The sequence below is a fragment of the Sivoneniella epilithica UHCC 1019 genome, from assembly GCF_040830845.1.
Classification (GTDB): domain Bacteria; phylum Cyanobacteriota; class Cyanobacteriia; order Leptolyngbyales; family Leptolyngbyaceae; genus ULC077BIN1.
Window position 1 is genome coordinate 155,843 of record NZ_JBFPDP010000004.1, and the last position, 25,016, is coordinate 180,858.

At 47.6% G+C, this 25,016-nt stretch carries 21 protein-coding genes; 11 read left to right on the forward strand and 10 right to left on the reverse strand.

The genetic code is table 11. The features are described from left to right. Nucleotides 1-64 precede the first annotated feature (64 nt). The 5 genes from AB3R30_RS04375 to gltB form a co-directional block, all read right to left on the reverse strand. Complete coding sequence (locus tag AB3R30_RS04375; RefSeq protein WP_458647922.1) at nucleotides 65-340, reverse strand: Nif11-like leader peptide family natural product precursor; 276 nt, start codon at nucleotides 338-340, stop codon at nucleotides 65-67. Nucleotides 341-523: 183 nt separating this feature from the next. Continuing rightward, nucleotides 524-1,192, reverse strand: a complete 669-nt coding sequence (locus tag AB3R30_RS04380) for a GIY-YIG nuclease family protein (RefSeq protein ID WP_458647923.1) — start codon at nucleotides 1,190-1,192, stop codon at nucleotides 524-526. A 129-nt stretch (nucleotides 1,193-1,321) separates the two neighbouring features. Continuing rightward, entirely contained in the window at nucleotides 1,322-1,636 is a 315-nt protein-coding gene (locus tag AB3R30_RS04385; protein ID WP_458647924.1) for a hypothetical protein, read from the reverse strand. Continuing rightward, nucleotides 1,614-1,838: a hypothetical protein gene (locus AB3R30_RS04390; RefSeq protein ID WP_458647925.1), complete on the reverse strand. Its 225-nt coding sequence runs from the start codon at nucleotides 1,836-1,838 to the stop codon at nucleotides 1,614-1,616. The genes AB3R30_RS04385 and AB3R30_RS04390 overlap by 23 nt, the downstream gene beginning before the upstream one ends. A gap of 152 nt (nucleotides 1,839-1,990) precedes the next feature. Beyond that, nucleotides 1,991-6,670, reverse strand: a complete 4,680-nt coding sequence (gltB, locus tag AB3R30_RS04395; protein ID WP_458647926.1) for a glutamate synthase large subunit — start codon at nucleotides 6,668-6,670, stop codon at nucleotides 1,991-1,993. Between the two features lie 507 nt (nucleotides 6,671-7,177). Here gltB and AB3R30_RS04400 point away from each other — a divergent pair. From AB3R30_RS04400 to rpsJ, 8 genes are all read left to right on the forward strand, one after another. Continuing rightward, on the forward strand, nucleotides 7,178-8,962 hold the full coding sequence (locus AB3R30_RS04400; protein WP_458647927.1) for a phosphodiester glycosidase family protein: 1,785 nt from the start codon (nucleotides 7,178-7,180) through the stop codon (nucleotides 8,960-8,962). A 196-nt stretch (nucleotides 8,963-9,158) separates the two neighbouring features. Next, on the forward strand, nucleotides 9,159-9,578 hold the full coding sequence (locus tag AB3R30_RS04405; RefSeq protein WP_458647928.1) for a phosphomannose isomerase type II C-terminal cupin domain: 420 nt from the start codon (nucleotides 9,159-9,161) through the stop codon (nucleotides 9,576-9,578). A 61-nt stretch (nucleotides 9,579-9,639) separates the two neighbouring features. Then, nucleotides 9,640-9,975, forward strand: a complete 336-nt coding sequence (locus AB3R30_RS04410; protein ID WP_458647929.1) for a HesB/IscA family protein — start codon at nucleotides 9,640-9,642, stop codon at nucleotides 9,973-9,975. A 212-nt stretch (nucleotides 9,976-10,187) separates the two neighbouring features. Continuing rightward, complete coding sequence (gene rpsL / locus AB3R30_RS04415; RefSeq protein WP_458647930.1) at nucleotides 10,188-10,565, forward strand: 30S ribosomal protein S12; 378 nt, start codon at nucleotides 10,188-10,190, stop codon at nucleotides 10,563-10,565. A 173-nt stretch (nucleotides 10,566-10,738) separates the two neighbouring features. Next, nucleotides 10,739-11,209, forward strand: coding sequence for a 30S ribosomal protein S7 (gene rpsG / locus AB3R30_RS04420; protein WP_458647931.1), 471 nt, complete (start codon nucleotides 10,739-10,741; stop codon nucleotides 11,207-11,209). Between the two features lie 89 nt (nucleotides 11,210-11,298). Next, on the forward strand, nucleotides 11,299-13,419 hold the full coding sequence (gene fusA / locus AB3R30_RS04425; RefSeq protein ID WP_458647932.1) for an elongation factor G: 2,121 nt from the start codon (nucleotides 11,299-11,301) through the stop codon (nucleotides 13,417-13,419). Nucleotides 13,420-13,442: 23 nt separating this feature from the next. Further along, a complete protein-coding gene (tuf, locus tag AB3R30_RS04430; protein ID WP_458647933.1) occupies nucleotides 13,443-14,672 on the forward strand; it encodes an elongation factor Tu in 1,230 nt (409 codons plus the stop codon). A 174-nt stretch (nucleotides 14,673-14,846) separates the two neighbouring features. Beyond that, entirely contained in the window at nucleotides 14,847-15,164 is a 318-nt protein-coding gene (rpsJ, locus tag AB3R30_RS04435; protein ID WP_190343883.1) for a 30S ribosomal protein S10, read from the forward strand. A 77-nt stretch (nucleotides 15,165-15,241) separates the two neighbouring features. Here rpsJ and AB3R30_RS04440 read toward each other — a convergent pair whose 3' ends face one another. Then, on the reverse strand, nucleotides 15,242-17,368 hold the full coding sequence (locus AB3R30_RS04440) for a DUF1565 domain-containing protein (RefSeq protein WP_458647934.1): 2,127 nt from the start codon (nucleotides 17,366-17,368) through the stop codon (nucleotides 15,242-15,244). Nucleotides 17,369-17,597: 229 nt separating this feature from the next. Between AB3R30_RS04440 and AB3R30_RS04445 the strand changes: the two genes are divergently transcribed. Continuing rightward, nucleotides 17,598-18,671 (forward strand): thiamine phosphate synthase, encoded by a 1,074-nt coding sequence (locus AB3R30_RS04445; protein ID WP_458647935.1) that lies wholly within the window; start codon nucleotides 17,598-17,600, stop codon nucleotides 18,669-18,671. Nucleotides 18,672-18,710: 39 nt separating this feature from the next. Further along, nucleotides 18,711-19,478 (forward strand): Rpn family recombination-promoting nuclease/putative transposase, encoded by a 768-nt coding sequence (locus AB3R30_RS04450; RefSeq protein ID WP_458647936.1) that lies wholly within the window; start codon nucleotides 18,711-18,713, stop codon nucleotides 19,476-19,478. An 82-nt stretch (nucleotides 19,479-19,560) separates the two neighbouring features. Here the strand turns inward: AB3R30_RS04450 and AB3R30_RS04455 are convergent, their stop codons facing one another. The 3 genes from AB3R30_RS04455 to folD form a co-directional block, all read right to left on the reverse strand. Next, nucleotides 19,561-20,016, reverse strand: a complete 456-nt coding sequence (locus AB3R30_RS04455; RefSeq protein WP_458647937.1) for a divergent PAP2 family protein — start codon at nucleotides 20,014-20,016, stop codon at nucleotides 19,561-19,563. Nucleotides 20,017-20,120: 104 nt separating this feature from the next. Then, nucleotides 20,121-21,047, reverse strand: a complete 927-nt coding sequence (gene crtE / locus AB3R30_RS04460) for a geranylgeranyl diphosphate synthase CrtE (RefSeq protein ID WP_458647938.1) — start codon at nucleotides 21,045-21,047, stop codon at nucleotides 20,121-20,123. Between the two features lie 206 nt (nucleotides 21,048-21,253). Beyond that, complete coding sequence (gene folD / locus AB3R30_RS04465; protein ID WP_458647939.1) at nucleotides 21,254-22,126, reverse strand: bifunctional methylenetetrahydrofolate dehydrogenase/methenyltetrahydrofolate cyclohydrolase FolD; 873 nt, start codon at nucleotides 22,124-22,126, stop codon at nucleotides 21,254-21,256. A gap of 102 nt (nucleotides 22,127-22,228) precedes the next feature. Here folD and AB3R30_RS04470 point away from each other — a divergent pair, with 102 nt between their 5' ends. Continuing rightward, nucleotides 22,229-22,675, forward strand: a complete 447-nt coding sequence (locus AB3R30_RS04470; RefSeq protein WP_458647940.1) for a hypothetical protein — start codon at nucleotides 22,229-22,231, stop codon at nucleotides 22,673-22,675. A gap of 174 nt (nucleotides 22,676-22,849) precedes the next feature. Here AB3R30_RS04470 and AB3R30_RS04475 read toward each other — a convergent pair whose 3' ends face one another. After that, nucleotides 22,850-24,961 (reverse strand): CHAT domain-containing protein, encoded by a 2,112-nt coding sequence (locus AB3R30_RS04475; RefSeq protein ID WP_458647941.1) that lies wholly within the window; start codon nucleotides 24,959-24,961, stop codon nucleotides 22,850-22,852. Nucleotides 24,962-25,016 lie beyond the last annotated feature (55 nt).

Consider the following 25,016-nt stretch of genomic DNA (forward strand, 5'->3'; position numbering starts at 1 on the left):
GAGTTTTAAGTTTTGAATTTTGAGTTTCTAATTCGCCATTCGCCATTCGCCACTCTCCTCTTGTTTAGACCCAATCAATGCTACGCAACCACTTCCACACCCCCGTATGCCGTCGCACGGTAATTCCTTCGCTTTGTTCCCGCGCCAGCGACATTAATTCATCCGTGGTAAAGCTATAACCCAACTGCTCAGTGATTTTTAGGAATTCTTCCGGTCCCTGCATTTGATCAAACCGCTCTCGTAATGTTTCATCATAGGCAACGGCTTCCAAAAATCGACTTGCACTTTCTAAGGACATCGCCAGAATCTCCATAATGGTGCTGATGCTATTGGCAGACAAGCAGATTGCTATACTGCCTTATACCCTAAAATCTGGTGCTGCTTAAACTAAAAATAGTTTGCAGTATTCATAAAATAAAAAACTCACTCTAGAGTAACTGCTTTAAAATTCTAGATTTTTTTGGCATTAATATCCTGCCCCACTCAGATATTGCGCGATCGCTTTAGCGAGTGTAATCCAGTGCTATAGGGTTTCTTGGGTTTGCTGCTGCACCACGCTGCTCCAGTCGTCTTCTGTGACAGCAGCTTCCAGGTTTTGGCGGCGAACTGACAAGTCACCGCTTGCGCTATCGCCCTCTCCTGCGACCGTTTCTTGGCTTTCGGCTTCTGCCATGGCTTTTCGCAGCTTCAGCTTTTTCTCATCATAAGCTTGGCGTTCTGCCGCCGACATTGCCGCGATCGCGGCGGCTCCAATCGTGTTTGCCCACAGTCCGCTATCATCCACATTTCCCGGTGGAGTGCGACCTAGTTCAGCGATCCAGGCATTTTGCAGCGCTTCCATCTCGTCGCGCTTGGGAAACTTAAACGGCTGCACCCGCGCAAATGCACAAACATCAGCGCCAATTTGGGTAACGTGTCCCCGAAGAGCCAGAGCAACATTGCGAGAATAGCCAATGTATTGAGTTTGGCGATCGCCATTTAGCACGGCATAAACCCCGGCAACTTTGGCATTCCCCACTGCTTCACACCAGGTATCCACGGGGGTAATGGTTTCAATGGCTAGGGATGACTCTGCGATCGCGGCATCCACAGCGCCATGTTCATCCTCGGAACTGTAAAGAAAGCCGTGCAGCCCTTGATGCGCTTGGGGCACGTTTTGATGTTCGATGGGAGTTGAATTATCGGTTGTCACCTGATTTTTTCCTACGGATGGGCGATCGTCATAGAGCCATTATCCCTGAGTTTTGCCATCCCATCTCAATCAGAGGCAGGAAGCGATTCCTGCAATTCTTTATTTGATGCTTCTAGCTATTCATCATTTCTATGCTGTTTTGAACCGTCCGTAAACATGGCGAATAGCCGCAGAGCTAACTTTTGTAGCTAGTTCATCAAGCTTATCTGAAAGATCAGATCCAAAAGGCAATGATTCGGACTGCTGACAGAGCAACAGTGCATGAATTTCAATGCCTTGACGAGTAGGAATTTGCACAGCCTCGAATTCTAATCCTGTCTCACGAGCAAAATCAAGCACTGTTGCAGCATCCGCCAATCCTAAATTGATCGATAACTGATGCTCCCCTGGCTTGGGGATATAGCGAATAGTTCGCAAGTCTTTAACTGTCGCTGTCATTGACATTGGGTATTGCCTCACTTCTGAACCAACAGGTAAATCGATAATTGCCTTCGTAGGGTGTAATTGTGGCTTGAGTAACTGAAAGAACCTCGATTAACAATTCTTTAGCCGAGATCGCTTCACACTTTCTTTGAGCTTTTTTAAGACTTGTCGCCCTAATTTCCTTAGCGCACTCCTCAGAAGGATTTTCAGGAGCAATCAACATCGCGATCGCTCAATCCACAACTGTTTTTCTAGTCTATCTTCCGCTAGTCCAGATTCCGATAAGGATGCGATCTCCCCTGATCGATTTGAGGTCAAACTCTTGCTTGTCCAGGAGAAATGAGTGAATTGTTTATTTTTCAGTACCCAACTCGTTTAAGACACCGGGCTAAGCAGCTTATCCGTCGAGGTTTCTGGATTTACCTCTGGGGAATCCTTCTCGGATGGGGGCACCGCTTGCCAGAATTTCGGCAGATATTTCGCCCAGTTGTCCAAGATTTTCTTGGCTTTAGGACTACCGGTGCGATCGCTGTGAGCCTGAATTAACTCTTTGAGTTGCTGTTCGCCTACGGGAGAAGTAATTCGCTGTGGCTCAATGATTTCTGGGTTGACCTTGGCAGCAAAACTACCGTCTTCATCTAGAAAGTAGGCGAGTCCGCCTGTCATCCCAGCGCCGACATTGCGTCCGGTTTTGCCCAGCACTACAATTACGCCGCCTGTCATATATTCACAGCAGTGATCCCCAGCACCTTCAATCACGGCTTTTGCTTGGGAATTACGGACGGCAAACCGTTCACCCGCTAAACCTAACGCATAGAGAGTGCCGCCTGTCGCGCCATAGAGGCAGGTATTGCCGATGATCACGTTTTCGGATGGATCATAGGTAGCGGCGGCAGGAGGGAAAATGACGATTTCGCCGCCGTGCATTCCTTTACCCACATAATCGTTGGCTTCTCCTTCCAGGGAAAGGGTCATGCCGGGTAGGTTAAAGGCTCCAAAGCTTTGACCTGCTGCCCCAATGAAGTTAAGTGTGATCTGTCCGCTAAAGCTGCTGTTACCATATTGTTTGGCGATCGCGCCTGCAATTCTAGCCCCGACAGTGCGATCGGTGTTCACCACCTTCCAGGTTTTGGTTAGGTTCGTTTGGTGAGCGATCGCGGCTTGAATGTCGGCATCTGCCAAAATCTCATCATCTAGCACGAAACCATTGCTGTGTACTGCTTCATGGGTTAACCAGGCGCGATCGTCACGGGTATCTGGCAGTTTGGTCAGGCAGTCCAAGTTCAATCTGTGAGTTTTGGTCAGGGTTACGCCTTCCCGCATTTTCAGCAAATCTGCCCGTCCGATGATATCGGTGAGGGATTGGTAGCCCAAACGAGCCAGCAGCGATCGCACCTCCTCTGCCACAAAAAAGAAAAAGTTGACCACATGCTCAGGAATACCCGTAAAGCGTTTACGGAGTTCTTCTTTTTGACTAGTTACACCCACAGGACAATTGTTGGTATGGCAAATCCGCGCCATGATGCAGCCTTCCGCAATCATGGCAATCGTGCCAAAACCAAATTCTTCGCCGCCCATTAATGCCGCCATGATCACATCCCACCCGGTGCGAATACCGCCATCCACTCGCAGCAAGACGCGATCGCGTAGGTTGTTCTGCATTAGCACCCGATGCACTTCCGTTAGTCCCAGTTCCCAAGGGCTACCCGCATGTTTGATCGAACTCAGGGGGGAGGCTCCAGTGCCGCCTTCATGTCCCGAAATTTGAATCACGTCGGCGTTTGCTTTTGCTACACCTGCTGCGATCGTGCCAATGCCTACTTCGGCGACCAGTTTTACCGATACTTTTGCGGTTGGGCTGATCTGATGCAAGTCAAAAATCAGTTGGGACAAATCCTCAATTGAGTAAATATCGTGGTGCGGCGGCGGAGAAATCAGCGTTACGCCAGGTTTTGAGCGGCGCAGCATGGCAATGTATGGACTGACTTTATTGCCCGGAAGTTGTCCCCCTTCTCCTGGCTTGGCACCTTGAGCCACCTTGATTTCTAGCTGCTGGGCGCTGATCAAATATTCTGGAGTTACCCCAAAGCGACCCGACGCGATTTGCTTAATGGCAGAACTAACGCGATCGCCATTCCGTAATCCTTTCAAATGAGGCAATGTGGCGGATTGTCCCGCTGCATCCACATCATTTAAGGTTTGAAAGCGAATCGGATCTTCGCCGCCCTCGCCAGAGTTAGATTTGCCGCCAATTCGGTTCATGGCGATCGCCAAGGTTTCATGCGCCTCACGAGACAACGCCCCCAAGGACATACCGCCTGTGCAGAACCGCTTGACAATATCAGCCGCCGATTCTACGTCTTCTAACGGAATGGAAGGGCGATCGCCCTTTAAATCCAGCAGATCCCGCAGTGCCGTCAGCGGACGACCCATCATATATTGCTGATAAAGCTCGTAATGATCGTATTGATTTTGTCTGACCGCCTTGTGCAAATGCTTGGTCATCTCTGGACTATTGATGTGAAATTCGCCACCGGGACGAGAATTGACAAAGCCGAGATTTTCCAGCTTTTTGATCGTCAATTCTGGAAAAGCCCGCTGATGAATTGCCAATACTTCGTGTGCCAGTTCGGTTATGTTTAAACCGCCCAACCGAGACGCAGTACCCAAAAAGCCCAGATTGAGTAAGTCACCGCCAATACCGATCGCCTCAAAAATCTGTGCGCCGTGATAGCTCGACAACAGCGAAATCCCCATTTTCGACATGATTTTCAGCAAGCCATCTTCGATCGCTCTGCGGAAGTTGGTTTCTGCTGCCACCAAGCTAATTTGCTTCAGCTTACCCCGCTCCATAAAGCCTTGAGTTTTGGGATCGTGCCACCACTGACGCACCGTTTCCAATGCCAGATAGGGACACACTGCACTGCAACCAAACCCAATCAGGCAGGCAAAATGATGCGTACTCCAACATTGAGCAGTATCCACAATCAGAGACGCTTTCATCCGCAAACCTTGGCGGATCAGGTGATGGTGAACTGCACCGATTGCTAGCAAAGGGGGAATATAGCTAAAGTCAGCGCTGATGGTTGCAGGGGTGCCATTTTCAGCCGCGCGATCGCTCAAAATCAGAATTTTCTTACCCGATTGTACGGCTGCGGTTGCCTGCTGACACAGGTCTATCACTGCTTGCAGCAAGCCATCAGGACCCAACGCAATCTTGAACAAGGTCGAAAGGGTTGCCGTCTCCAATCCAGATTCCCGAATGTGATCCAGTTCGGCATCATTCAACACGGGGCTATTGAGTTTGATTAACCGCGCAGATTCTGGCTTGGCTTCCAACAGGTTAATCCGTTCCCCTAACTGCGTCGTCAAAGACATCACTAGACGTTCGCGGTAAGGGTCGATCGCCGGATTGGTCACCTGAGCAAACCGCTGTTTGAAATAGTCATACAGCACATGAGGTCTGGCAGACAGCACCGCTAATGGAATGTCATCCCCCATGCAAAAAGTGGGTTCCTTGCCTTGAGCCGCCATCTCTTGAATAGTCAATTCTACGTCTTCCGCCGTAAAGCCAAAGGCAGTTTGATAGCGCAGAAACTCTTGCGGTTTTAACTTCGGCGTTTCGTTCTCAAACGGCTGAACTGCTAGCTCTTGGCGATGCTGCTTCAGCCATTCACCGTAGGGATGGGATTGGGCAACTCGCTGCTTAATCTCCCAATTCTTCAGGATTTCGTGGGTTTGCAAATCTACCGCAATCATCTGTCCTGGACCCAGCCGTCCTTTTTCCAAAATTTCTGCTTCTGGAATGTCAACTACGCCTGCTTCTGAAGCGACGACGATATACCCATCGCGGGTGATCACATATCGCGCCGGACGTAGCCCATTGCGATCGAGGGATGCCCCTACCACTTTGCCATCACAAAATGCCAGAAGCGCTGGACCATCCCAGGGTTCTTGAACGCCGCTGTAGTATTCATAGAAATCAATAATTTCTGGATGATCGGCTATATCGGGCTGATTGTGGTAAGCCTCTGGCACCATAATCATCAGTGCTGCTTGAGGACTGCGACCCGATCGCACCAGCAGTTCAAATACATTATCTAAGTTAGCGGAGTCGCTGTTCTCCATCCGCACGGTGGGCATCAGATCCGGCAAGCGATTTCTAGACGTATTTTCACTGAAAGGATCTCCAGTAATATGCCAGCATTGATGCACCAAATCTGGCTGTTTCGCCATCATCCAGTTGATATTACCCAGCAAGGTATTAATTTCGCCGTTATGCCCCAAGAGCCGCATGGGTTGGGCAAGTGGCCACTTTGGTAGAGTATTGGTACTAAAACGGCGGTGATATAGAGCAACGGCACTTTTGTAGTCTGGATGCTTCAGGTCGGCGTAAAACTCGCCCAGCACTGCCGATCGCACCATGCCTTTATAAACAATTGTTCGGTTAGAAAACGAACACAAGTAAAAGTCCTCGACTACCTTTCCGACTGCCTGTTCTGCTACTTGCAAAACTCGCTTACGAATCAGATACAGTTGCCGCTCCAACTCATCCCCTTGTAGCGTCGATTGCACAAAAAATTGCTCGATCTGCGGCTGATTTTCTCGCGCTTGAATGCCCAAACACTCTGGATGCACGGGCACCACGCGCCACCCTAAAACAGTTGCCCCTTCCTCAATGGACACTTGCTCAAGGGTTTTACGGGCGATCGCTGCCACGGATTTATCTTGAGGCAAAAACACCATGCCCACACCAATGTACTCTCGTGCAGGTGAAATGCCCTCGGCTGCAAACCAAGCATCAAAGAACTCCCAGGGCATCGCGGTCATCACGCCAGCCCCATCCCCAGAATCGCGATCGGCGCTGCATCCACCCCGATGCTCCAGACAGGTTGCGGCAATCAACGCTTTTTCAATCAACTCATGGCTAGCCCGCCCTTGTCGATCGGCAATAAACCCGACTCCACAGGCATCACGCTCTTCCACGAGCCAGCGTTGTCCTTCATATCCACTATTCAATTGATTGCTATCCTGATTCACAGTTGCATTAGCCATGACAATGACGTATTTCGTTCGGTTGATAGGGTGATTTTTACAAGGTCTATCGAATCAGTAGATTAGATCACTAAATTAGATCACTAAATTAGATAGGTTCTGCTTTTGAAATTCTTAAGGGCTTCCCTAGATCTTGTTACTACCAATCCCAGGGTTGGAAAATGCAGACGCTTTGACAGAAAACCAAAAAATCAAATCCATAGAAAACCACTATAAAAGGCTCATTGCTTAAAAAATAGTTTGAGATTTATAAACAGTACAAGCAAAAGACCCTGAAGAAGAGTACAGCAGGAACCAAACACCCATTAGGCTAAACCATTAGCTGAAAGTTGGTTTTATTGACTTTTAGCAGCATCTACACTGGAGACAGACGGCGATCGCTCGCCAAATACAGACGGTGATTGTTTCGCACAAGGTCTTTTAGATGTAGATAGTCTTTATATTCATTATGAGATGTAAAGCTTCGTTTCGGACTTGAGTTTGCTGAGTCATATCAACAGGAAAAAAATGAGTGCCAATAGATACTCAATGATGCTAAAAGGACGATTGAGCTTTAAGCAAGGGCGATCGCTAGGTAGCATTTTAGGAACAGTATTATTTTTAGGGATTTCTATCCCTGTTCAGGCGAGTCCACCTATGCAGCAAGGGACGCAAATTTCACTCGATGGACAGATGCTCTCTGCACCTTGGAGCCAGTGGCAAGATGATTCTGGGCTGCGAATTGGGATCGGCGATCGCGCCCTCTTCTTCACTTTTGGCATCCAACTTCTCACCGCCAATACTGCCACTCAGCAGCCGATCCAATGGTTTACTCAACCTAATTCGCAGCCCAGCACTCTATCCCCGCGCATCATTTCATCCCTGCGCTATTTAGATGTAACGGAACTGGCGGCTCAAAAGGGTTGGCAGATGAAAATGGCTGATTCCACCCTACAAATTAATGCTTCGACTGCTAATGTGCGGGCAATTCGTCAAGGCAAACCTGCGTGGGGCGATCGCCTTGTGATTGAACTAGACCGCTCCACTCCCTGGCAAACCGAGGCGACGAATCAGGACGTAACTCTCACTCTCAATGCCCAAGTGACCCCTGATGTTTTGCACCAAATCAAAACGGTCTCTGGCAACTATGTTCAATCGGTTAGCGTTGAGTCATTTGGCAAGCAAACTCGCGTTCGATTGAGGATTCCTGACGGCATTCAACCGCGCATCTGGAGCCTTGCAAAGCCCGATCGCATCATTGTCGATATTCGTCCTGATAGTTCGATTGACCGTAATATTCTGTGGGCACCAGGGTTGCGCTGGCGGCAGCAGACTGTGGCGATCGGCACCGACCGAGTGCCCGTCACCTGGCTAGAACTCGATCCCCGTCAACCTGGATTAAGCCTAAAGCCAATTGTGCCCAATATTTCTTCCATGATGGGCATTGCGCCCCTTGCCCAAACTGCCCAGCAATCGCAGGCAACCGCAGCGATTAACGGCGGCTTTTTTAACCGGATTCGGCAGTTGCCCCTGGGTGCCATTCGCTTAGAAGGACGGTGGCTATCGGGGCCCATTTTAAATCGAGGCGCGATCGCCTGGGATAACTCAGGAAATTTTGCATTCCAACGACTTACCCTCCAAGAAGCCCTCACCACATCCATAGGACAACAGCTACCAATTACTCATCTTAATAGTGGCTACATTCAAGCTGGTGTTGCTCGATATACGTCGGATTGGGGAGCAACTTACACGTCCTTATCTGACAATGAGATAATCATATTAGTGCAAAACAATCGGGTTATCAGCCAACAGCCTTTAGCAAAAGCAGGTAGCGCCGGAGTGCCGATTCCTAGCAATGGTTATTTATTGGTGCTGCGATCAAATCAATCTATTGCTTCTATCTTTACACCGGGAACCTCACTACAACTCGAAAGCAACACCAATCCACCGGAACTAAACCGCTATCCCTATTTGCTTGGCGCTGGACCACTGTTGATTCAAAATTCGCAGATTGTGTTAGACGCAAAACTGGAAGGGTTCAGCAACGCTTTTGCAATGGAAGCCGCACCCCGCAGCGCGATCGCTCAAACTAGCGCAGGTCAAGTCCTGTTAGTTACCGCTTACAAAAAACTGAATGGTGACGCACTAAACCTAACCGAAATGACGCAAATTCTTCAGCAGCTTGGGGCTATTAACGCGCTCAACCTAGATGGGGGTAGCTCCACCACCCTTTATCTAGGGGGACAAGTCATCGATCGCCTCCCTAATTCAGCCGCTCGTGTTCACAACGGCATCGGCATTTTTCTTCGCTAGATCACTTCCTAGACTGCTTCTCTATATCAACAGTTCCCAACATAAAGCTAGCTTTTTAGAAAATAGTTAAATATGTAAAGTTAACTAATATAGGAGGATTTAAGGTGTCAAGCTATTGGAAAAATTTGCTATGGTGACGCACAGGAGACGTTCTTCCCACACGCCCCATAATGGTTAAGCTCAAGGAGAATTAATCGTGCCTTCCACCCAAGAAATTCAAGAGGTTTCAGCGCTTACTTTATCAAACGTTCCCCCTTTATCTGTTGCATCTGGTGAATCACGCCCTTGGGGATCATTCACCATTCTTGAAGAAGGACGAGGATACAAAATTAAGCGGATTGAAGTCAAGTCTGGTCACCGCCTTAGCCTACAAATGCATCATCATCGGAGTGAACATTGGATTGTAGTTTCCGGTACTGCCAAGGTTGTTTGTGGGGATCAAGAAATTATTTTGCACAGCAATCAATCAACCTATGTCCCTCAATGCACGGCTCATCGTCTAGAGAATCCTGGAGTGATCCCACTGGTTCTAATAGAAGTTCAAAACGGTGAATATCTTGGCGAAGATGACATTATTCGCTTTCAAGATGATTATGCTCGTACCGCTTCAAAGTAATCTAGATAACACTGTAATATCCTATCCGCGAATTTATCCAGCGATCGCAACTCACTAAGCCATGATTCAACTCAGTACTTCTGCAACTAGCGAAGTGTTGCGGCTTAAAGCAAAAACGCACAACACCGACTCAAAGCTTCGGATTTCAGTATTATCCGGCAGTTGTCTCGAGCTTTCCTACTCCCTCACTTTTGATATTGATGCTCAACCTGGAGATCATATTTATGAGAACGCTAAGATTTCAATATTGGTGAGTTCTGAAAACTTATTCTACCTAGATGGGTTAATTCTTGACTACTCAGAAGACATGATGGGCGGCGGCTTTCGCTTCCATAACCCTAACGCTCTTCAGTCTTGTAGCTGCGGCAACTCTTTCTCTATTCAAAGTAATCAGTAGCTAAGGCTGTTGGTCGTTTCCTAAAGTTGAACACTCGATTGTAAAATCGGTAGTGCGTTCATCAAAATAAGTATGGTAGACTAGAATTTCTGCCGACTTCTCAGATTTTCTGTCTTGGTGCTTCGTAAGATTCAGTACTGAAGTAAACGGACTAACATAATCTATAGAGATCGCAAAAGCCAAAATGTAAGATTGCCGTACTAATTCTAGACATGCCTACAATTCAGCAACTCATTCGTAGTGAACGTCAAAAATTAATTAAGAAGACGAAATCTCCTGCACTAAAAAGCTGCCCTCAGCGCCGTGGAGTTTGCACTAGAGTTTATACTACGACACCGAAGAAGCCCAACTCGGCGCTACGCAAAGTTGCTCGTGTTCGCTTGACTTCTGGTTTTGAAGTAACAGCTTATATCCCAGGCATTGGTCATAATCTGCAAGAACACTCTGTCGTTATGATTCGGGGTGGGCGTGTTAAGGATTTGCCAGGTGTCCGGTATCATATTATTCGTGGAACTTTAGATACTGCTGGGGTCAAAGACCGTAAGCAAGCACGTTCTAAGTATGGAGCGAAGCGTCCTAAGGCTAAATAGTTGAGTGACATCAACTATTACTAAACTGGTTTTTATAATCTTAAGAATCAAGTATTTTCTTTGCACTTCAGGCAATGTTGCTTGAATGCTGAGATTTATGTTTAGCCTGCTGGCTGGTATCTGGTGTGTGAAAAGTTTTCTGGTTTATTTGCTAATTTAAGGTTATTTGCTTTATGTCCCGTCGTACGGTTATTCAGAAACGTCCTGTTCCACCTGACTCGGTTTACAATTCCCGGCTTGTCACCATGATGTCAAGGCGAATTATGGAAAGCGGCAAAAAATCTCTAGCTTCACGCATTATTTACGATGCTTTCAAAGCTATAGAGCAGCGTACAGGTTCTGATCCGATGGGAGTCTTCGAGCAAGCAGTCAAGAACACTACGCCTTTGGTAGAAGTCAAAGCCCGTCGCGTTGGTGGGGCAACTTATCAAGTTCCAATTGAGGTGCGCTCAGACAGAGGAACTGCACTTGCTCTGCGTTGGCTAATTCAATTTGCTCGTCAGCGTGCTGGAAAAACTATGGCAAGCAAGCTGGCAAATGAGTTGATGGATGCAGCGAATCAAACCGGAAGCGCAATTCGTAAGCGCGAAGAGACTCACCGTATGGCAGAAGCTAACAAAGCTTTTGCTCACTACCGCTACTAGTTAAGTTTAATTTTTCTCAAAAATAGAAAATAAAAGATTCTAAAAGCACTAGTGCAAGAATTAGTGTTACAGAGACCAAGGAGGTAGCTGTGCCCCGTAACGTACCGCTTGAGCAAGTTAGAAACATTGGCATTGCTGCACACATTGATGCTGGCAAAACAACGACAACAGAGCGAATTCTATTCTACTCTGGTGTGGTTCATCGAATGGGCGAAGTTCATGAGGGAACGGCTGTCACCGATTGGATGGAGCAGGAGCGTGAGCGTGGCATTACGATTACGGCTGCTGCTATTACTTCTGCTTGGACTCGACGCGATCCCCAAAACCCAACTCAACCCATGCCGGGTGAGCCTGAGTATAAGATCAATATTATTGATACACCGGGGCATGTAGACTTCACTATTGAAGTTGAACGTTCTATGCGAGTGCTGGATGGGGTGATTACTGTACTTTGCTCGGTGGGAGGGGTTCAACCTCAAACTGAGACTGTGTGGCGGCAAGCCGATCGCTACAATGTTCCTCGAATTATTTTCATCAACAAGATGGATCGGACTGGAGCAAACTTTTTTAAGGTGCATGAGCAAGTTTGCGATCGCTTACGTGCCAACGCTGTACCTATTCAGATCCCAATTGGGAGTGAAGATAAACTTAGGGGAATCGTTGACTTAGTTCGGATGAGAGCATACCTCTTCAACAACGACTTGGGAACCGATATTGAAAACGCTGAAATTCCATCTGATATTGTGGAAACCGCTCAAGCCTATCGTCTCAAGTTAGTTGAATCGGTTGCCGAAACAGATGACGCTCTAACCGAAAAGTACTTAGATGGTCAGGAACTAACTGAAGCAGAAATCAAGTTGGCTCTTCGCAAGAGTACACTCAGTGGTGCCATTATTCCTGTAATTTGTGGTTCTGCCTTTAAAAATAAAGGTGTCCAGCTTTTATTGGATGCCGTTGTAGATTACTTGCCTGCCCCTGTTGATGTTCCACCGATTCAAGGGCTTACCTTGAAGGGTGAAACAGTGACCCGGACTGCGGATGATGATCAGCCATTAGCGGCATTAGCATTCAAAATCATGGCAGACCCCTACGGTCGGCTGACATTTGTTCGCGTTTACTCAGGTATTTTGCAAAAAGGCAGCTATGTTCTAAACGCAGCAAAGGATAAAAAAGAAAGAATTTCGCGCTTGATCGTTTTGAAAGCAGACGATCGCATTGAGGTCGATGAGCTTCGTGCAGGCGATTTAGGTGCAGCACTTGGGCTTAAAGATACTTTCACTGGTGATACTCTTTGCGATGAGAACTCACCCCTCATTCTTGAGTCCCTATTTGTTCCAGAGCCTGTAATCTCAGTCGCAGTTGAGCCGAAAACGAAGCAAGATATGGAGAAGCTATCTAAGGCGCTCCAGTCTCTTTCTGAGGAAGACCCTACATTCCGCGTCAGAATCGATCAAGAGACTAATCAGACTGTAATTGCGGGTATGGGTGAGCTACATCTGGATATTTTAGTAGACCGGATGAAGCGAGAGTTTAAAGTAGAGGCAAACGTAGGTGCGCCCCAAGTTGCCTATCGAGAAACTGTTCGTAAGGCAGTTCGCGCCGAAGGGAAGTTCATCCGTCAAAGTGGAGGCAAAGGGCAATATGGACATGTAGTCATTCAGCTAGAACCTGGGGAAGAAGGAACTGGCTTCGAGTTTGTGTCTAAAATTGTTGGAGGAACGGTTCCAAAAGAATACGTTTCACCAGCGGAACAGGGAATGCGAGAAGCTTGTGAATCTGGTATTTTGGCAGGTTACCCAGTCATTGATCTCAAAGCAACTTTAGTCGATGGTTCCTATCACGATGTTGATTCTTCTGAAATGGCTTTCAAAATTGCTGGCTCTATGGCAATTAAAGAAGCCGTAATGAAGGCGACACCTGTTATCCTGGAACCCATGATGAAAGTTGAGGTAGAAGTTCCTGACGATTTTGTTGGGAACGTTATTGGAGATTTGAACTCACGTCGAGGGCAAATTGAAGGTCAAGATAATGTGCAAGGAATTGCAAAAGTAACTGCAAAGGTTCCATTGGCTAACATGTTTGGATATGCTACAGATATCCGGACAAAAACTCAGGGGCGAGGAATTTTCTCGATGGAATTTAGTAACTACGAGGAAGTGCCCCGCAATGAAGCTGAAGCAATCATTGCGAAAAGCAAAGGGAACGCATAATCAGGAAAAGGAACGCATAATCAATGGCACGCGCAAAGTTTGAACGGACTAAACCCCACGTAAATATTGGTACGATTGGTCACGTTGACCATGGTAAGACCACACTTACGGCTGCAATTACAATGACCTTGTCTGCTTTGGGACAGGCACAGGCAAGAAAATATGACGAAATTGACGCGGCTCCTGAAGAAAAGGCGCGCGGCATCACCATTAATACAGCCCACGTAGAGTATGAGACTGAAAATCGTCACTACGCTCACGTTGATTGTCCTGGTCACGCTGACTATGTGAAAAACATGATCACAGGTGCAGCCCAGATGGACGGCGGTATTCTCGTGGTTTCTGCGGCTGACGGCCCCATGCCTCAGACTCGTGAACATATCTTGCTAGCTCGTCAAGTTGGAGTTCCTCGGCTAGTGGTTTTTCTGAATAAGAAAGATATGGTAGACGATGATGAACTTTTGGAGCTTGTTGAACTTGAAGTTCGTGAATTGCTGGATTCTTATGAGTTTCCCGGCGACGAGATTCCAATTACAGCAGGATCAGCGCTACGGGCTTTGGAAAAAATGACCGCAAGTCCAACCACTAAACGGGGCGAAGATGAGTGGGTTGATAAAATCTACGAGTTGATGGAGTCAGTGGATGCTTACATTCCTACTCCTGAACGTGATATTGATAAACCATTCTTGATGGCAGTTGAGGATGTCTTCTCAATTACAGGTCGGGGTACGGTTGCAACAGGTCGGATTGAGCGCGGTTCTGTCAAAGTTAACGATAAAGTTGAGCTGGTCGGCATTAGAGATACTCGTGAATTTGTGGTGACGGGTATTGAGATGTTCAAGAAGAGCCTTGAAGAAGGGATGGCAGGAGACAATGCTGGTATTCTCCTGCGAGGCGTGGAGAAGAAAGATATTGAGCGTGGCATGGTTATTGCGAAGCCAAAATCCATTAAACCTCACACTCAGTTTGAGTCTGAAGTCTATATTTTGAAGAAAGAAGAGGGCGGTCGTCATACACCTTTCTTCCCTGGATATAAACCTCAATTTTATGTACGAACCACAGATGTGACTGGCACAATCAGCGCCTTCACCACTGATGAGGGAACCGAGGCGGAAATGGTGATGCCCGGCGATCGCATTAAAATGACGGTGGATCTGATTAACCCGATCGCAATCGAGCAAAATATGCGTTTTGCTATTCGTGAAGGCGGTCGGACTGTTGGGGCTGGTGTGGTTGCAAAGATCTTAAAATAGCGATCTTTGTTGGGTGAAAGCTATTGACGATTTAGAAGAGTTTGTCAATAGCTTTCATTCTTTATTCACATCTTTTTTGGAAGCTTAATTCTTGTATTTAAGCAGAGTTCCAGCCTGACTTATGGCTTGTAAATTTTGATTCAGAACCTAGACAATTAAAATTGGTGAACTTACATGGCAACTATTCAGCAGCAGAAGATTCGTATTCGTCTGAAAGCATTTGACCGTCGGCTTTTAGATACGTCTTGTGAAAAAATTGTGGATACAGCAAATCGGACAAACGCTACAGCAATTGGTCCGATTCCTCTCCCTACAAAGCGTCGAATTTATTGTGTATTGAGATCGCCCCATGTAGATAAAGATTCTCGTGAGCATTTTGAAACACGCACCCACCACCGGATTATTGATATTTATCAGCCGTCTTCCAAAACGATCGATGCGCTGATGAAGCTAGATTTGCCGGCTGGAGTAGATATTGAAGTTAAGCTATAAAACGCCAAACCCGTTCTTCCTTAGAGGCATTCTTCCTTAAAGTTAGCTATGCTTCAGCGTTCTAACTAACCTGAGCTTTATGGATTAATAGGTTCTATGGTGGATGAAATGCCTTGACTGGCAAGAGTTCGTGCTAGTTGTTCCGCTTTTGTGCGATCGCTAAAAGCACCCACTTGCATCATTACTTGGTTGTTAGAGGTAACCAAGAACGCATCAGGTACGAGTGCTAGCATTTGTGCCTGTTCCATTTCTTGCTGCGGAACTACTACTCGGAAGCGAACTGCGCTAACCTTTGGGTTGTTAGAAAAGACGGTCGTATTTTGTAGAAGAGAGGGTTGAATCCCTCCACGCATACTATATACACTAGGCATCCCACCAATTCTGCCCACTGGAATGTTAGGGCTTGGCACAGGAAGCAGGCTTGTAGAATTATTTTTAGTAACTTTTGGGGTTTCAATCATTACTTGAATTGAACGAGTTTTAATTGAACGAACTGGCTTTTTCTCCAAATTAGAGCGTAGTGTTATTGTTTCCGGTGGCGGCACGGGGATCGCAACTGGCATAGCTGCAACTGGAGTTTCCGGTGATGGTACGGCGATCGCGATTGGAATCGCTGGGACTGAAGATAAGAGTAGCAACTGATTTTTTTGAGTAGGCAGCGCGGATAGTTTAGCGAGTGTATTGGGACGGGCAGATAGGGTAGAAGATAGAGGTGGCAGCGGAAAGGTTTCTAGGGGAGGCGCTGTTGGGATTTGAGGCACAACTGATAAAGGTAAAGGACGCGCGATCGCTGATAGGTTCTGTCGTTTAGCAGAGGATTGAGCAGGGGGGGCGATCGCCAATGTTGAAACTGGCGGCAGTATTAATGACGGTGATATTAATGGCGGTACTAGCGGTGAGCGCTTGACGGTTGGCGTAATGCTCAAAGATTGAGGAGACGGCTGTAAGTTGAAAGGTCTCTGAATAGAATTGCTAGATTGTAAAGAGGTAGCCTGCTGTGACGGGTTAGACGGCATAGCAAGTTGCACAATTTGCATTGGGCGGGGTGGCTCAGAGGATGGATTTGCTGAGAGCGCAGAAGGGATAGGAAATGTAGCAGCCAAGTTGGAAGAGGATGCCATAGAAACCGTTGTGTTTAAAGTTCCAATGGTGTTTGCCCACTCATTGCCAACTGCCGAAATCACTTGCTCGGTTGCTTTAACATTGACATCAGCTAGCCCATTATTCCGAAAGAAATTTTCCCCTGGGTTTGCAGGAGTTCCTAAATCAGGACGTGCCATCTCCTTAGCAATCAAGCCATGTTGCCGATTTCCTTCAACAGAGTTATTCCGAACAACTGGCTGGGCAGATCCTTGAAAAATCATGCCATCTTGATTCTGCGTCATGCGATTATTCGCAATCAGAGGCGCGGCGCGATCGCTGACCAGCACTGCTGAACCATTTTGTTCAAAAATATTATCTTGAATATTTGGCTGAGCAATTCCCGCTACTCCAATCCCTGCTGAGCGATTCTGATAAAAATAGTTATTTTGAATCCGGGCGTTACTGTCGCCTGCGATCGCCATTCCATAGCTATTTTCAGTAAAGGTGCTATTGGTGATCACTGGGTTGCTGGCATCAATTCCTACGCCATAGCCTTGTGGATTTGGATTAGTCACCGTGACCCCGTTTATCGTTGCTGAAGAAGTAATTTCTATCGTTAGAGATTGTTGCGTCCACACTTTGCGGGTTGAAATTCCTCCACCCCGGATTAAAATTTCCTGCCCTCTTGTTGCTGGATCACCTTGCAACGTCACTCCGGCTTTCAGCACAAGTGGAAAAGTCTCCCCTGTTTCGACGCTGTAGGTTCCTGGCGCGAGGAGAATCGTTGTACCGGACTGTGCAGTTTTGAGCGCATGAGTAATCGTTTTTAATGGGGCGAGATCGCTACCATTTTCCGTATCGCTACCCTCGCTAGAGTTAACGTACAGAATGCTTGTTGAGGATTGCGCTACTGTAGGCTGGGCAAGCAGGGTTGAGCGTTGAGTGAATACTTGTTGAGGATTCGGATTATTTACTTTTGAAAAGTCGATCGCCTGAGTGCTTCCGGTTTGTGAAATCGCGATCGCGCCTAAACTACCGCTTAAAAGCTGAACTACACAATGGAGAATGCGCGTCTGGAAAAAATAGCTTAGAGAAAAAATTGGTGCAGTGATTAATCTCAAAGTACTCTCCTAAGACTCAGATTCTAATTGATCTAGCGATTCACTTAAACGAGTTGAAGCTGTATTAATAAAATCGCCAATGTCGAGTTCAATGTACTCCATCTACTCAATTTTGCTGCACAGAAATCCGCCAAATCCACAAAAAATTAGGCTTCAAAAACTGAATAAATCAAGCAATTGAACCAAATTCATTGATAGTGGAGTAATCACCGATCCAAGAGAGAAATTGATGGGCAACCCCTATACTCAGAATCAATTTGGTCAGTTTGCCGTGTTACGCATTTTGGATGCCAATCTTGATCGCGCACGGGAAGGGTTGCGGGTTGTGGAAGAATGGTGCCGTTTTGGATTAGAAAATGCTGAGTTGACTCAAGAATGTAAATCGCTACGGCAAGAACTTGCTACTTGGCATACAGCGGAACTCCGGTCTGCTCGGGATACCCCTGGCGATCCGGGAACTGTTCTCACCCATGCTGGAGAAGAAACCCGTGCAGATGTTCAGCAAGTAGTACAAGCGAATATTTGCCGAGTTGAAGAAGCACTAAGAGTGTTGGAAGAATACGGGAAGATGCATCACTTAGAGATGGGATCTGCCTGTAAACATATGCGGTATCGAGTTTACATTTTAGAAAGTAAGCTAACGAGTTTTAGTCTGCACCAAAAGCTAAGGCGATCGCGGCTTTATCTCGTCACCTCTCCCTCAGAAAAGCTGTATGAGCAAGTAGAGGCGGCGTTACGAGGTGGACTCACTTTAGTGCAATACCGTGACAAAGAAGCGAATGATCAGATCCGATGGGAAACGGCTGACAAGCTATGTCAACTGTGCCATGACTACGAAGCCCTGTTTATCGTCAATGATCGGGTAGATTTAGCAATCGCCGTTCATGCCGATGGCGTACACCTAGGACAGCAGGATATGCCTTTTGCGATCGCCCGTCAGTTGCTTGGCGCTCAACGGTTGATCGGACGCTCTACCAAAAACTCTGACGAGATGCAGCAGGCAATTCAAGAAGGAGCCGACTATATTGGTGTCGGCCCAGTTTATGAAACGCCTACTAAAGCGGGTAGAGCCGCCGTAGGGCTAGACTATGTGCGCTATGCAGTAAACCATGCCACGATTCCCTGGTTTGCGATCGGGGGAATCGATGCGAATAATTTGAGTGAAGTATTGGCGGCTGGAGGCGATCGCGTTGCCGTTGTCCGCGCCATCATGCAAGCTGAGCAGCCCACCGACATAACCCAATATCTGCTCAATCAGCTTTCTAAAAATACGGAAACAGCGCCTAGTGACAACACACGCTAAAAAGTATTGTTTACCTCAGTCAACTGGTGGAATCTCCTCATGTTCGATAACATCTGCAAGTTCCTCGTAGAAACCTTTCCTACAGACTTTGCCACCTGGCTATTGGGAGAACCCATTTCTCTAACAGAACTTAGTCCTTCAGAACTTTCTCTGGAGCCAATTAGAGCCGACGCGCTGATTCTATTGCAATCAGAGGACGTAGTGCTGCACCTGGAATTTCAAACACAGCCCAAACGTGACATTCCTTTTCGCATGATTGACTATCGGCTGCGAGTCTATCGGCGATTTCCTCACAAGCAGATGCGTCAAGTGGTGGTCTACTTGCAGCCCACCACATCTGATCTAGTGCAGCAAACCCTGTTCAGTCTAGAAAAAACATGTCATGAGTTTGAGGTGATCCGGTTATGGGAGCAACCCACCCATTCATTTTTGCTAACGCCTGGATTATTGCCGTTTGCGATATTGAGCCAGATAAATGACCCCATTAATACCCTACAGCAAGTCGCTCAGGCAATTAGCCAAATTCCTGATCCACGTACTCAAAGTAATGTGGCAGCATCCACGTTTATTTTGGCTGGGCTAATATTAGAGACAGAAGCAATTCAGCAAGTCTTGCGGAGGGACGTTATGCAAGAATCAGTCACCTATCAAGCAATCAAAGCAGAAGGCAAAGCAGAAGGCAAAGCAGAAGGCAGCCAAGAGGCGCTTCAGCAGGTCGCAATGAATTTGCTAAGAGAGGGAATGGAAATTTCTGTAGTCGCTCGTTTGACAGGGTTGTCGATCGCGCAAGTGCAGTCATTAACGTAGAAAATAGGAAAGAGAGTCGCCCTTCAATTCTCGGCTCTTTTAATTGGGTGAATGCTTTTCAAACTTTAGAAAGCATAAATACTCAATAGGCAATTTCAGCTATCCAAGAAATGGCAACTCCAAGGATGGAACCCACAATGACCTGAAAAGGGGTATGTCCCAGCAGTTCTTTTAGGCGCATTTCTGTAAATTGATGCTCGCCTTGAAAGAATTCATCAATAATTTGGTTCAGTACCCGCGCCTGCTTGCCTGCCGCTTGCCGCACTCCAGCAGCGTCATACATAACAATGACTGCAAACACAACCGCGATCGCAAATTCAGGGCTTGCCCAGCCTACAGTTTGCCCTACACCAGTCGCTAAAGCGGTGACAAAGGCAGAGTGAGCGCTGGGCATTCCTCCAGTTTCTACAAAGGCGCGTAAGTTCAGCTTTCCATGGGTGCCCAATTCGACCGGAATTTTAAGCACTTGGGCTATCAAGCACGCCGCGATCGCAACCACGAGTATCTGGTTGTGAAGAATGTCGCTAAAATCCTGCATGGGTTTCCGTGGGTGAGAAGGGCGTTTGAGTGTTTAGTCAATCAGAGTTCAATAGGAGAAATGAAATGATTTCAAGCAAATAACGAGTATTAAACACTCAATACTTAATGAGTTCGAGCAATAATAAACTCTGCCAGTGCTACTAGAGGAGCAGCTTTGTCCTCAAAGATTGCGAGTTCTGCTTTTGCCCCTTCAACTAGCTTTTTCGCTTGACAACGGGATTCTTCCAGCCCCCAGATGCTTGGATAGGTTGCCTTCTTCGCCTTTAAATCCTTACCAGCCGTTTTGCCCAATTCTTCCTGAGTTGCAGTGATGTCTAAAATGTCATCCACAATTTGAAAGGCTAACCCAATGTTTTTTGCATAGCGAGACAGTCGTTGTAAGTCGTCCTCAGGCGCACCTATGAGAACCGCACCCGAAAGCACAGATGCCTCAAGCAAAGCTGAAGTTTTGTGGTTATGAATAAAATTCAAGGTTTCCAGCGAAACGTCTGACTTTCCTTCACAGTCTAAATCAACCACTTGACCCCCGACTAAACCCGCTGCCCCAACTGCACGACCCAGCATGGCAACCACTTTCAGTAGATTTTCAGCGGCAACATGCTTTGTTTCGATCGCAACATGCTCAAAAGCGTAGGCTAACAAACCATCTCCCGCCAAAATTGCCACATCGTCGCCAAAAACTTTGTGATTAGTAAGCTTACCACGACGATAATCGTCATTATCCATCGCGGGCAAGTCATCATGAATCAGCGACATCGTGTGAATCATTTCCAGCGCGCAGGCAGTCGGCATTGCGATGTCAACGGTTCCGCCCGTTAATTCACAAGTGGCAAGGCAAAGGATTGGACGCAACCGCTTTCCTCCCGCCATGAGCGAATAGCGCATAGCTTCATAAATCTTTTCAGGATAAATTACTGGAAGAGAACGATCCAACGCTATCTCAACCTGGGTTTGTCGCTCTGCAAGATAAGTGGGCAGGTCAAAGTGAGATTTCCGCTGGGAAGCTCGTACATCATCCGTCATAACCATTTCATATCCCTCCCAGTTTCTCTTAATTACACAAGAATACGTGTGCATGGGCACTATGGGGAACCTATGGAATCAATATTTGCAAAGAAAGATTTGCAAAGAAAGCGGTATTGACTGGTGGGTTCCGCAAATAAAAATCCGTTCTAATCAGTCTTCTAATCATTCTACGGAGCTTTATGCACTCGTGGAACATTCAGTAATAGAGATTAGATTCGTCTTTCATAGCTTTCTATGGTGTTTTTGAGCAGCATGGCAACGGTCATCGGTCCAACACCGCCGGGAACTGGGGTAAGATAGCCCGCGATCGCTTGCACGCTGTCATAATCCACATCCCCAACTAAGCGAGATTTGCCATCAGGTTCAGTAACACGGTTCATACCCACATCAATCACCGCCGCGCCGGGTTTGACCATATCCGCCGTAATTAAGCCAGGGCGACCGACTGCCGGAATCAAAATATCGGCAGTGCGGGTAATTGCGGCTAGATCAGCGGTTTGCGAATGGGCAATAGTGACCGTGGCGTTCGCTTCCAGTAGCATCAAAGATTGGGGTTTGCCTACTAAAATGCTGCGCCCCACCACCACCGCATGTTTGCCTTTAGGATTAATACCGTATTCTTGCAGCATCCACATGACCCCGGCAGGGGTGCAACTCCGTAATCCTGGCTCGCCTCGAAGCAGTCGCCCCATGTTGACGGGGTGCAAACCATCCGCATCTTTGTCTGGGTGAATCTGATTCAGCAGGGCAACGGCATCTAAATGCGGTGGCAGAGGCAACTGCACTAAAATACCATCCACGCGATCGTCCTCGTTAAGCGCCTGAATCGTTTGTTCTAGCTCTGCTTGAGTGGTTTTCGTGGGAAAGTGTTTGCCAAAAGAGGCGATCCCCACGTTGGTACAAGCGCGTTCTTTATTGCGGACATAGGCGGCGCTAGCCGGGTTATCCCCCACCATGAGTACCGCTAATCCGGGAGGGCGACCTTTTTGGGGTTCTAGCTGTTGAATTTGCTGGATGAGGTGGGTTTGGATGCGCTGAGAAAGAGCTTTACCATCCAAAAGTTGGGCGATCGCAGAAGACATGCAGGATAAACAGTGAAATAAGTGTATAAAGCAAACCGTGACACTAAACTGTATTAACACAGTAAGCTGTTGATCAGTGTCTCAGATTCAATGGGTTCTGTGATGACTCCTCTAAATTTGAATGGGCTAGTTCATAGTATTAGGCAACCAGCGAGGCAACCAGCACTGTTGCCAGGTCAGCGATGGATAGTGTTGGGACTTCTAATCACCTTGGTCAGTTGTGGAGGGCAAGCTGCTTCTGTGAGTGGCGGAGGGAGTAGCATGGGTGAAATTGTTCCTCCAAAAACCACCTCAATTCAAGAGGTTCAAAAAACGGCTGATCGGGATTCGGTGGTGACTGTGAAGGGCGTAGTGGGCGATCGCGTGCCGATTCTAGAGGGCACTGTTTATGAAATTCAGGACTCTACTGGCAAAATTTGGGTACTCACCCAAAAACAGCCCCCTGATTCAGGGCAAGAAGTCGTGGTTACAGGCAATCTCCGCTTCAAAAGCATTCCCCTGAATGGGCAAGAGCAAGGCTCGGTCTATGTAGAGCAATCGGGGGAATGACGAATAAGCAGCCTTGAGTGCATCCCAGTTTTGCAAGTTGACCCTCATCCCCCAGCCCCTTCTCCCAAAAGAGGAGAAGGGGAGCAAGAGTGTTTCAAAGTCCCTCTCCCGCTCTGGGAGAGGGATTTAGGGTGAGGGTCACAACTATGGGATGCACCCGTAGCCTTTGCACTATCACAACCCATTGCCAATCAAAATAAACGGTGCCCAATAGAGCGGATGCCGATAGCTGCTGTCGTTGATCAACTCAATTTGCGCCTGCCGCAGCGCTGCCGCCTTGGAACCGCCTTTTTGCAATGCCGCATAAAATTCACTCATCAATTCAGATGTGCTGTCATCTCTGACTGCCCAAAGAGACGCGATCGCCGCTCGTGATCCCGTCCGCTGCATCTGATAGCCAAACCCCAAAATCTCTAGTCCATTGCCCAACTTGCCGCCCAGCCCTGTTTCGCAGGCACTCAACACAAACAGCGACACATTCGGCAGTTTCCAAGCTTCGATTTCGCGCAACGTCACCGCATCACCATCCCCCAACACAATGAACGACTCTTCTGGAGTGCCGCCAAATTTCGCGTGAGTTGCCAAATGCACGATCGCAGCGTGTGGCATTTGTGCCAATAGATTCTTCCGGTTGAACGGTTGGTCAATCAGCGCTTTGGTATTGGGAATCATTTTAGCGATTTGGTTCACTTCCGCTTGCGTGTAACTGAGTGGGCTAAAAGAATAGGTGGCTCCAGCCACAGTAATCGTTCGCTCTTGGGTTAATGCTCCGGTGAGGGCAGTGGGCGATCGCGCATCGGGCGCATCAATTGGAGTCAGCGCCAGTGCCGTTAAGTAATTGATCTGGTAGCGTTCGGTCAACCATTGAGTGCCATCATGCAGTGCTGCCAGTGGCACATAGCGCATCTGTCCATCAGGTGCATAGACGATCGTTTGCACCTTGGCGGCTTTCAGTTCCGCATCGATCGGCTGCACGAGCCAGGTATAAAGCTGTTGGGCAGATTGACGAATTTTGGGCAAGGCGCTGATGTCAGGGAGAGCCTGACGAAATGCCCCAATCTCGCGTTCAAACTCAGCCCGTTTGACGTTGACTGTTTTGCGAATCGGTGGGCGATCGGGAATGAAGAGAACCAGTTCTAGGCGATCGTCCAGAACCAGCGGATAAAACAGGGCAATATTTTTACCCAGCTTTTGAATCCGGGCTTGCAAATCTTTGTAAGCTGGCAACGTCAGATTTTGCGCCGCCGCCGTTTGTTGCAGTTGTTGCACCAAGGTGGTGGTCGCCGGACTGCTGAGTACCTGACTCAGCGATCGCTTGCCCTGGTTTATGGGTTCCAGGATAGTTTCCTCTTGCGGCAACAGAGGAACACCCTGTTTAGATACTTCATTTCCTTTCACATCCCGCAGGTAATCTTGCAGTTCCTGCACCTTGAGCAAATCCAGCACTTGCATCGCCTCCATCCCCCGGTTTTGTTGCAGCAACAGATCGGCTAAGCTGCGGTATGAGGATGCGACTGATTCAGTGTAAGACGCTTGCAGGTCGCGATCGAGCTTGCGAATATCTTGTCGAATCGATTCACTAACATTGACCGATTGTTTATAGAAAACAATGGCGAGATCGGATTGCTTTTGCTTTTGTAGAGTAGTACCAATGTTTTTAAGCGAAATACGTTCGCCCTCAAGGTCTTTGATTTCCCGTGCGATGGCTAAACTTTGTTGGTGAAGTTCGATCGCTTTGCCATAGTTGCCGAGAGTGGCGTAAGCAACTCCTAAATTGCCCAGCACTTGTCTTTCATCGCGCCGTTCTTTGATTTCCCGCACAATTGCTAAACGTTGTTCGTCATATTCAATCGCTTTGGCATAGTTGCCCAGTTTCTCGTAAGCATTACCCAAATTGTTCAAAATACCGCTTTCCGCCTGTCGGTCTTTGATTTCTCGCCAAATCGCTAAACTTTGTTCCTGAAACTCGATCGCTTTGCCATAGTTGCCGAGAGCGTCGTAAGCATTGCCCAAATTGCCCAGAGCATTTCCTTCTCCCCGTCGGTCTTTGATTTCCCAATACAGAACGAGCGCCTGCTGCCAGGACTGCAACGCGGCAGTAAACTGGCTAACTTGGTACTGCTGATTTCCTTGCTGCAACAGGCGATTAGCTTCCGCTTTTCGGTCTGCTGTCGTCTGCGCTTGGGCAACAGCGGAAATTAGGAAATCGGCAGCGGGGAGTAGGGGAACCCCAGCGGTCAGCAGGAGCGTCACAGCCGCAAGGCGGAGAGTCTGGATTGATTGCATGGGGATTTTTGCAGTAAAGCATTGACTGCAAATCTATCACCCTCTCACCCGCAAA

Excerpts from the sequence above, each read along its gene's own strand:
- AB3R30_RS04400 (WP_458647927.1), top strand. The coding sequence starts at position 7,178 with ATGAGTGCCAATAGATACTCAATGATGCTAAAAGGACGATTGAGCTTT.
- rpsL (WP_458647930.1), top strand. The coding sequence starts at position 10,188 with ATGCCTACAATTCAGCAACTCATTCGTAGTGAACGTCAAAAATTAATT.
- AB3R30_RS04445 (WP_458647935.1), top strand. The coding sequence starts at position 17,598 with ATGGGCAACCCCTATACTCAGAATCAATTTGGTCAGTTTGCCGTGTTA.
- crtE (WP_458647938.1), bottom strand. The coding sequence starts at position 21,047 with ATGGTTATGACGGATGATGTACGAGCTTCCCAGCGGAAATCTCACTTT.
- AB3R30_RS04410 (WP_458647929.1), top strand. The coding sequence starts at position 9,640 with ATGATTCAACTCAGTACTTCTGCAACTAGCGAAGTGTTGCGGCTTAAA.
- AB3R30_RS04390 (WP_458647925.1), bottom strand. The coding sequence starts at position 1,838 with ATGTTGATTGCTCCTGAAAATCCTTCTGAGGAGTGCGCTAAGGAAATT.
- folD (WP_458647939.1), bottom strand. The coding sequence starts at position 22,126 with ATGTCTTCTGCGATCGCCCAACTTTTGGATGGTAAAGCTCTTTCTCAG.
- AB3R30_RS04385 (WP_458647924.1), bottom strand. The coding sequence starts at position 1,636 with ATGTCAATGACAGCGACAGTTAAAGACTTGCGAACTATTCGCTATATC.
- gltB (WP_458647926.1), bottom strand. The coding sequence starts at position 6,670 with ATGGCTAATGCAACTGTGAATCAGGATAGCAATCAATTGAATAGTGGA.
- AB3R30_RS04455 (WP_458647937.1), bottom strand. The coding sequence starts at position 20,016 with ATGCAGGATTTTAGCGACATTCTTCACAACCAGATACTCGTGGTTGCG.
- rpsG (WP_458647931.1), top strand. The coding sequence starts at position 10,739 with ATGTCCCGTCGTACGGTTATTCAGAAACGTCCTGTTCCACCTGACTCG.
- AB3R30_RS04470 (WP_458647940.1), top strand. The coding sequence starts at position 22,229 with ATGACTCCTCTAAATTTGAATGGGCTAGTTCATAGTATTAGGCAACCA.
- tuf (WP_458647933.1), top strand. The coding sequence starts at position 13,443 with ATGGCACGCGCAAAGTTTGAACGGACTAAACCCCACGTAAATATTGGT.
- rpsJ (WP_190343883.1), top strand. The coding sequence starts at position 14,847 with ATGGCAACTATTCAGCAGCAGAAGATTCGTATTCGTCTGAAAGCATTT.
- AB3R30_RS04475 (WP_458647941.1), bottom strand. The coding sequence starts at position 24,961 with ATGCAATCAATCCAGACTCTCCGCCTTGCGGCTGTGACGCTCCTGCTG.
- AB3R30_RS04450 (WP_458647936.1), top strand. The coding sequence starts at position 18,711 with ATGTTCGATAACATCTGCAAGTTCCTCGTAGAAACCTTTCCTACAGAC.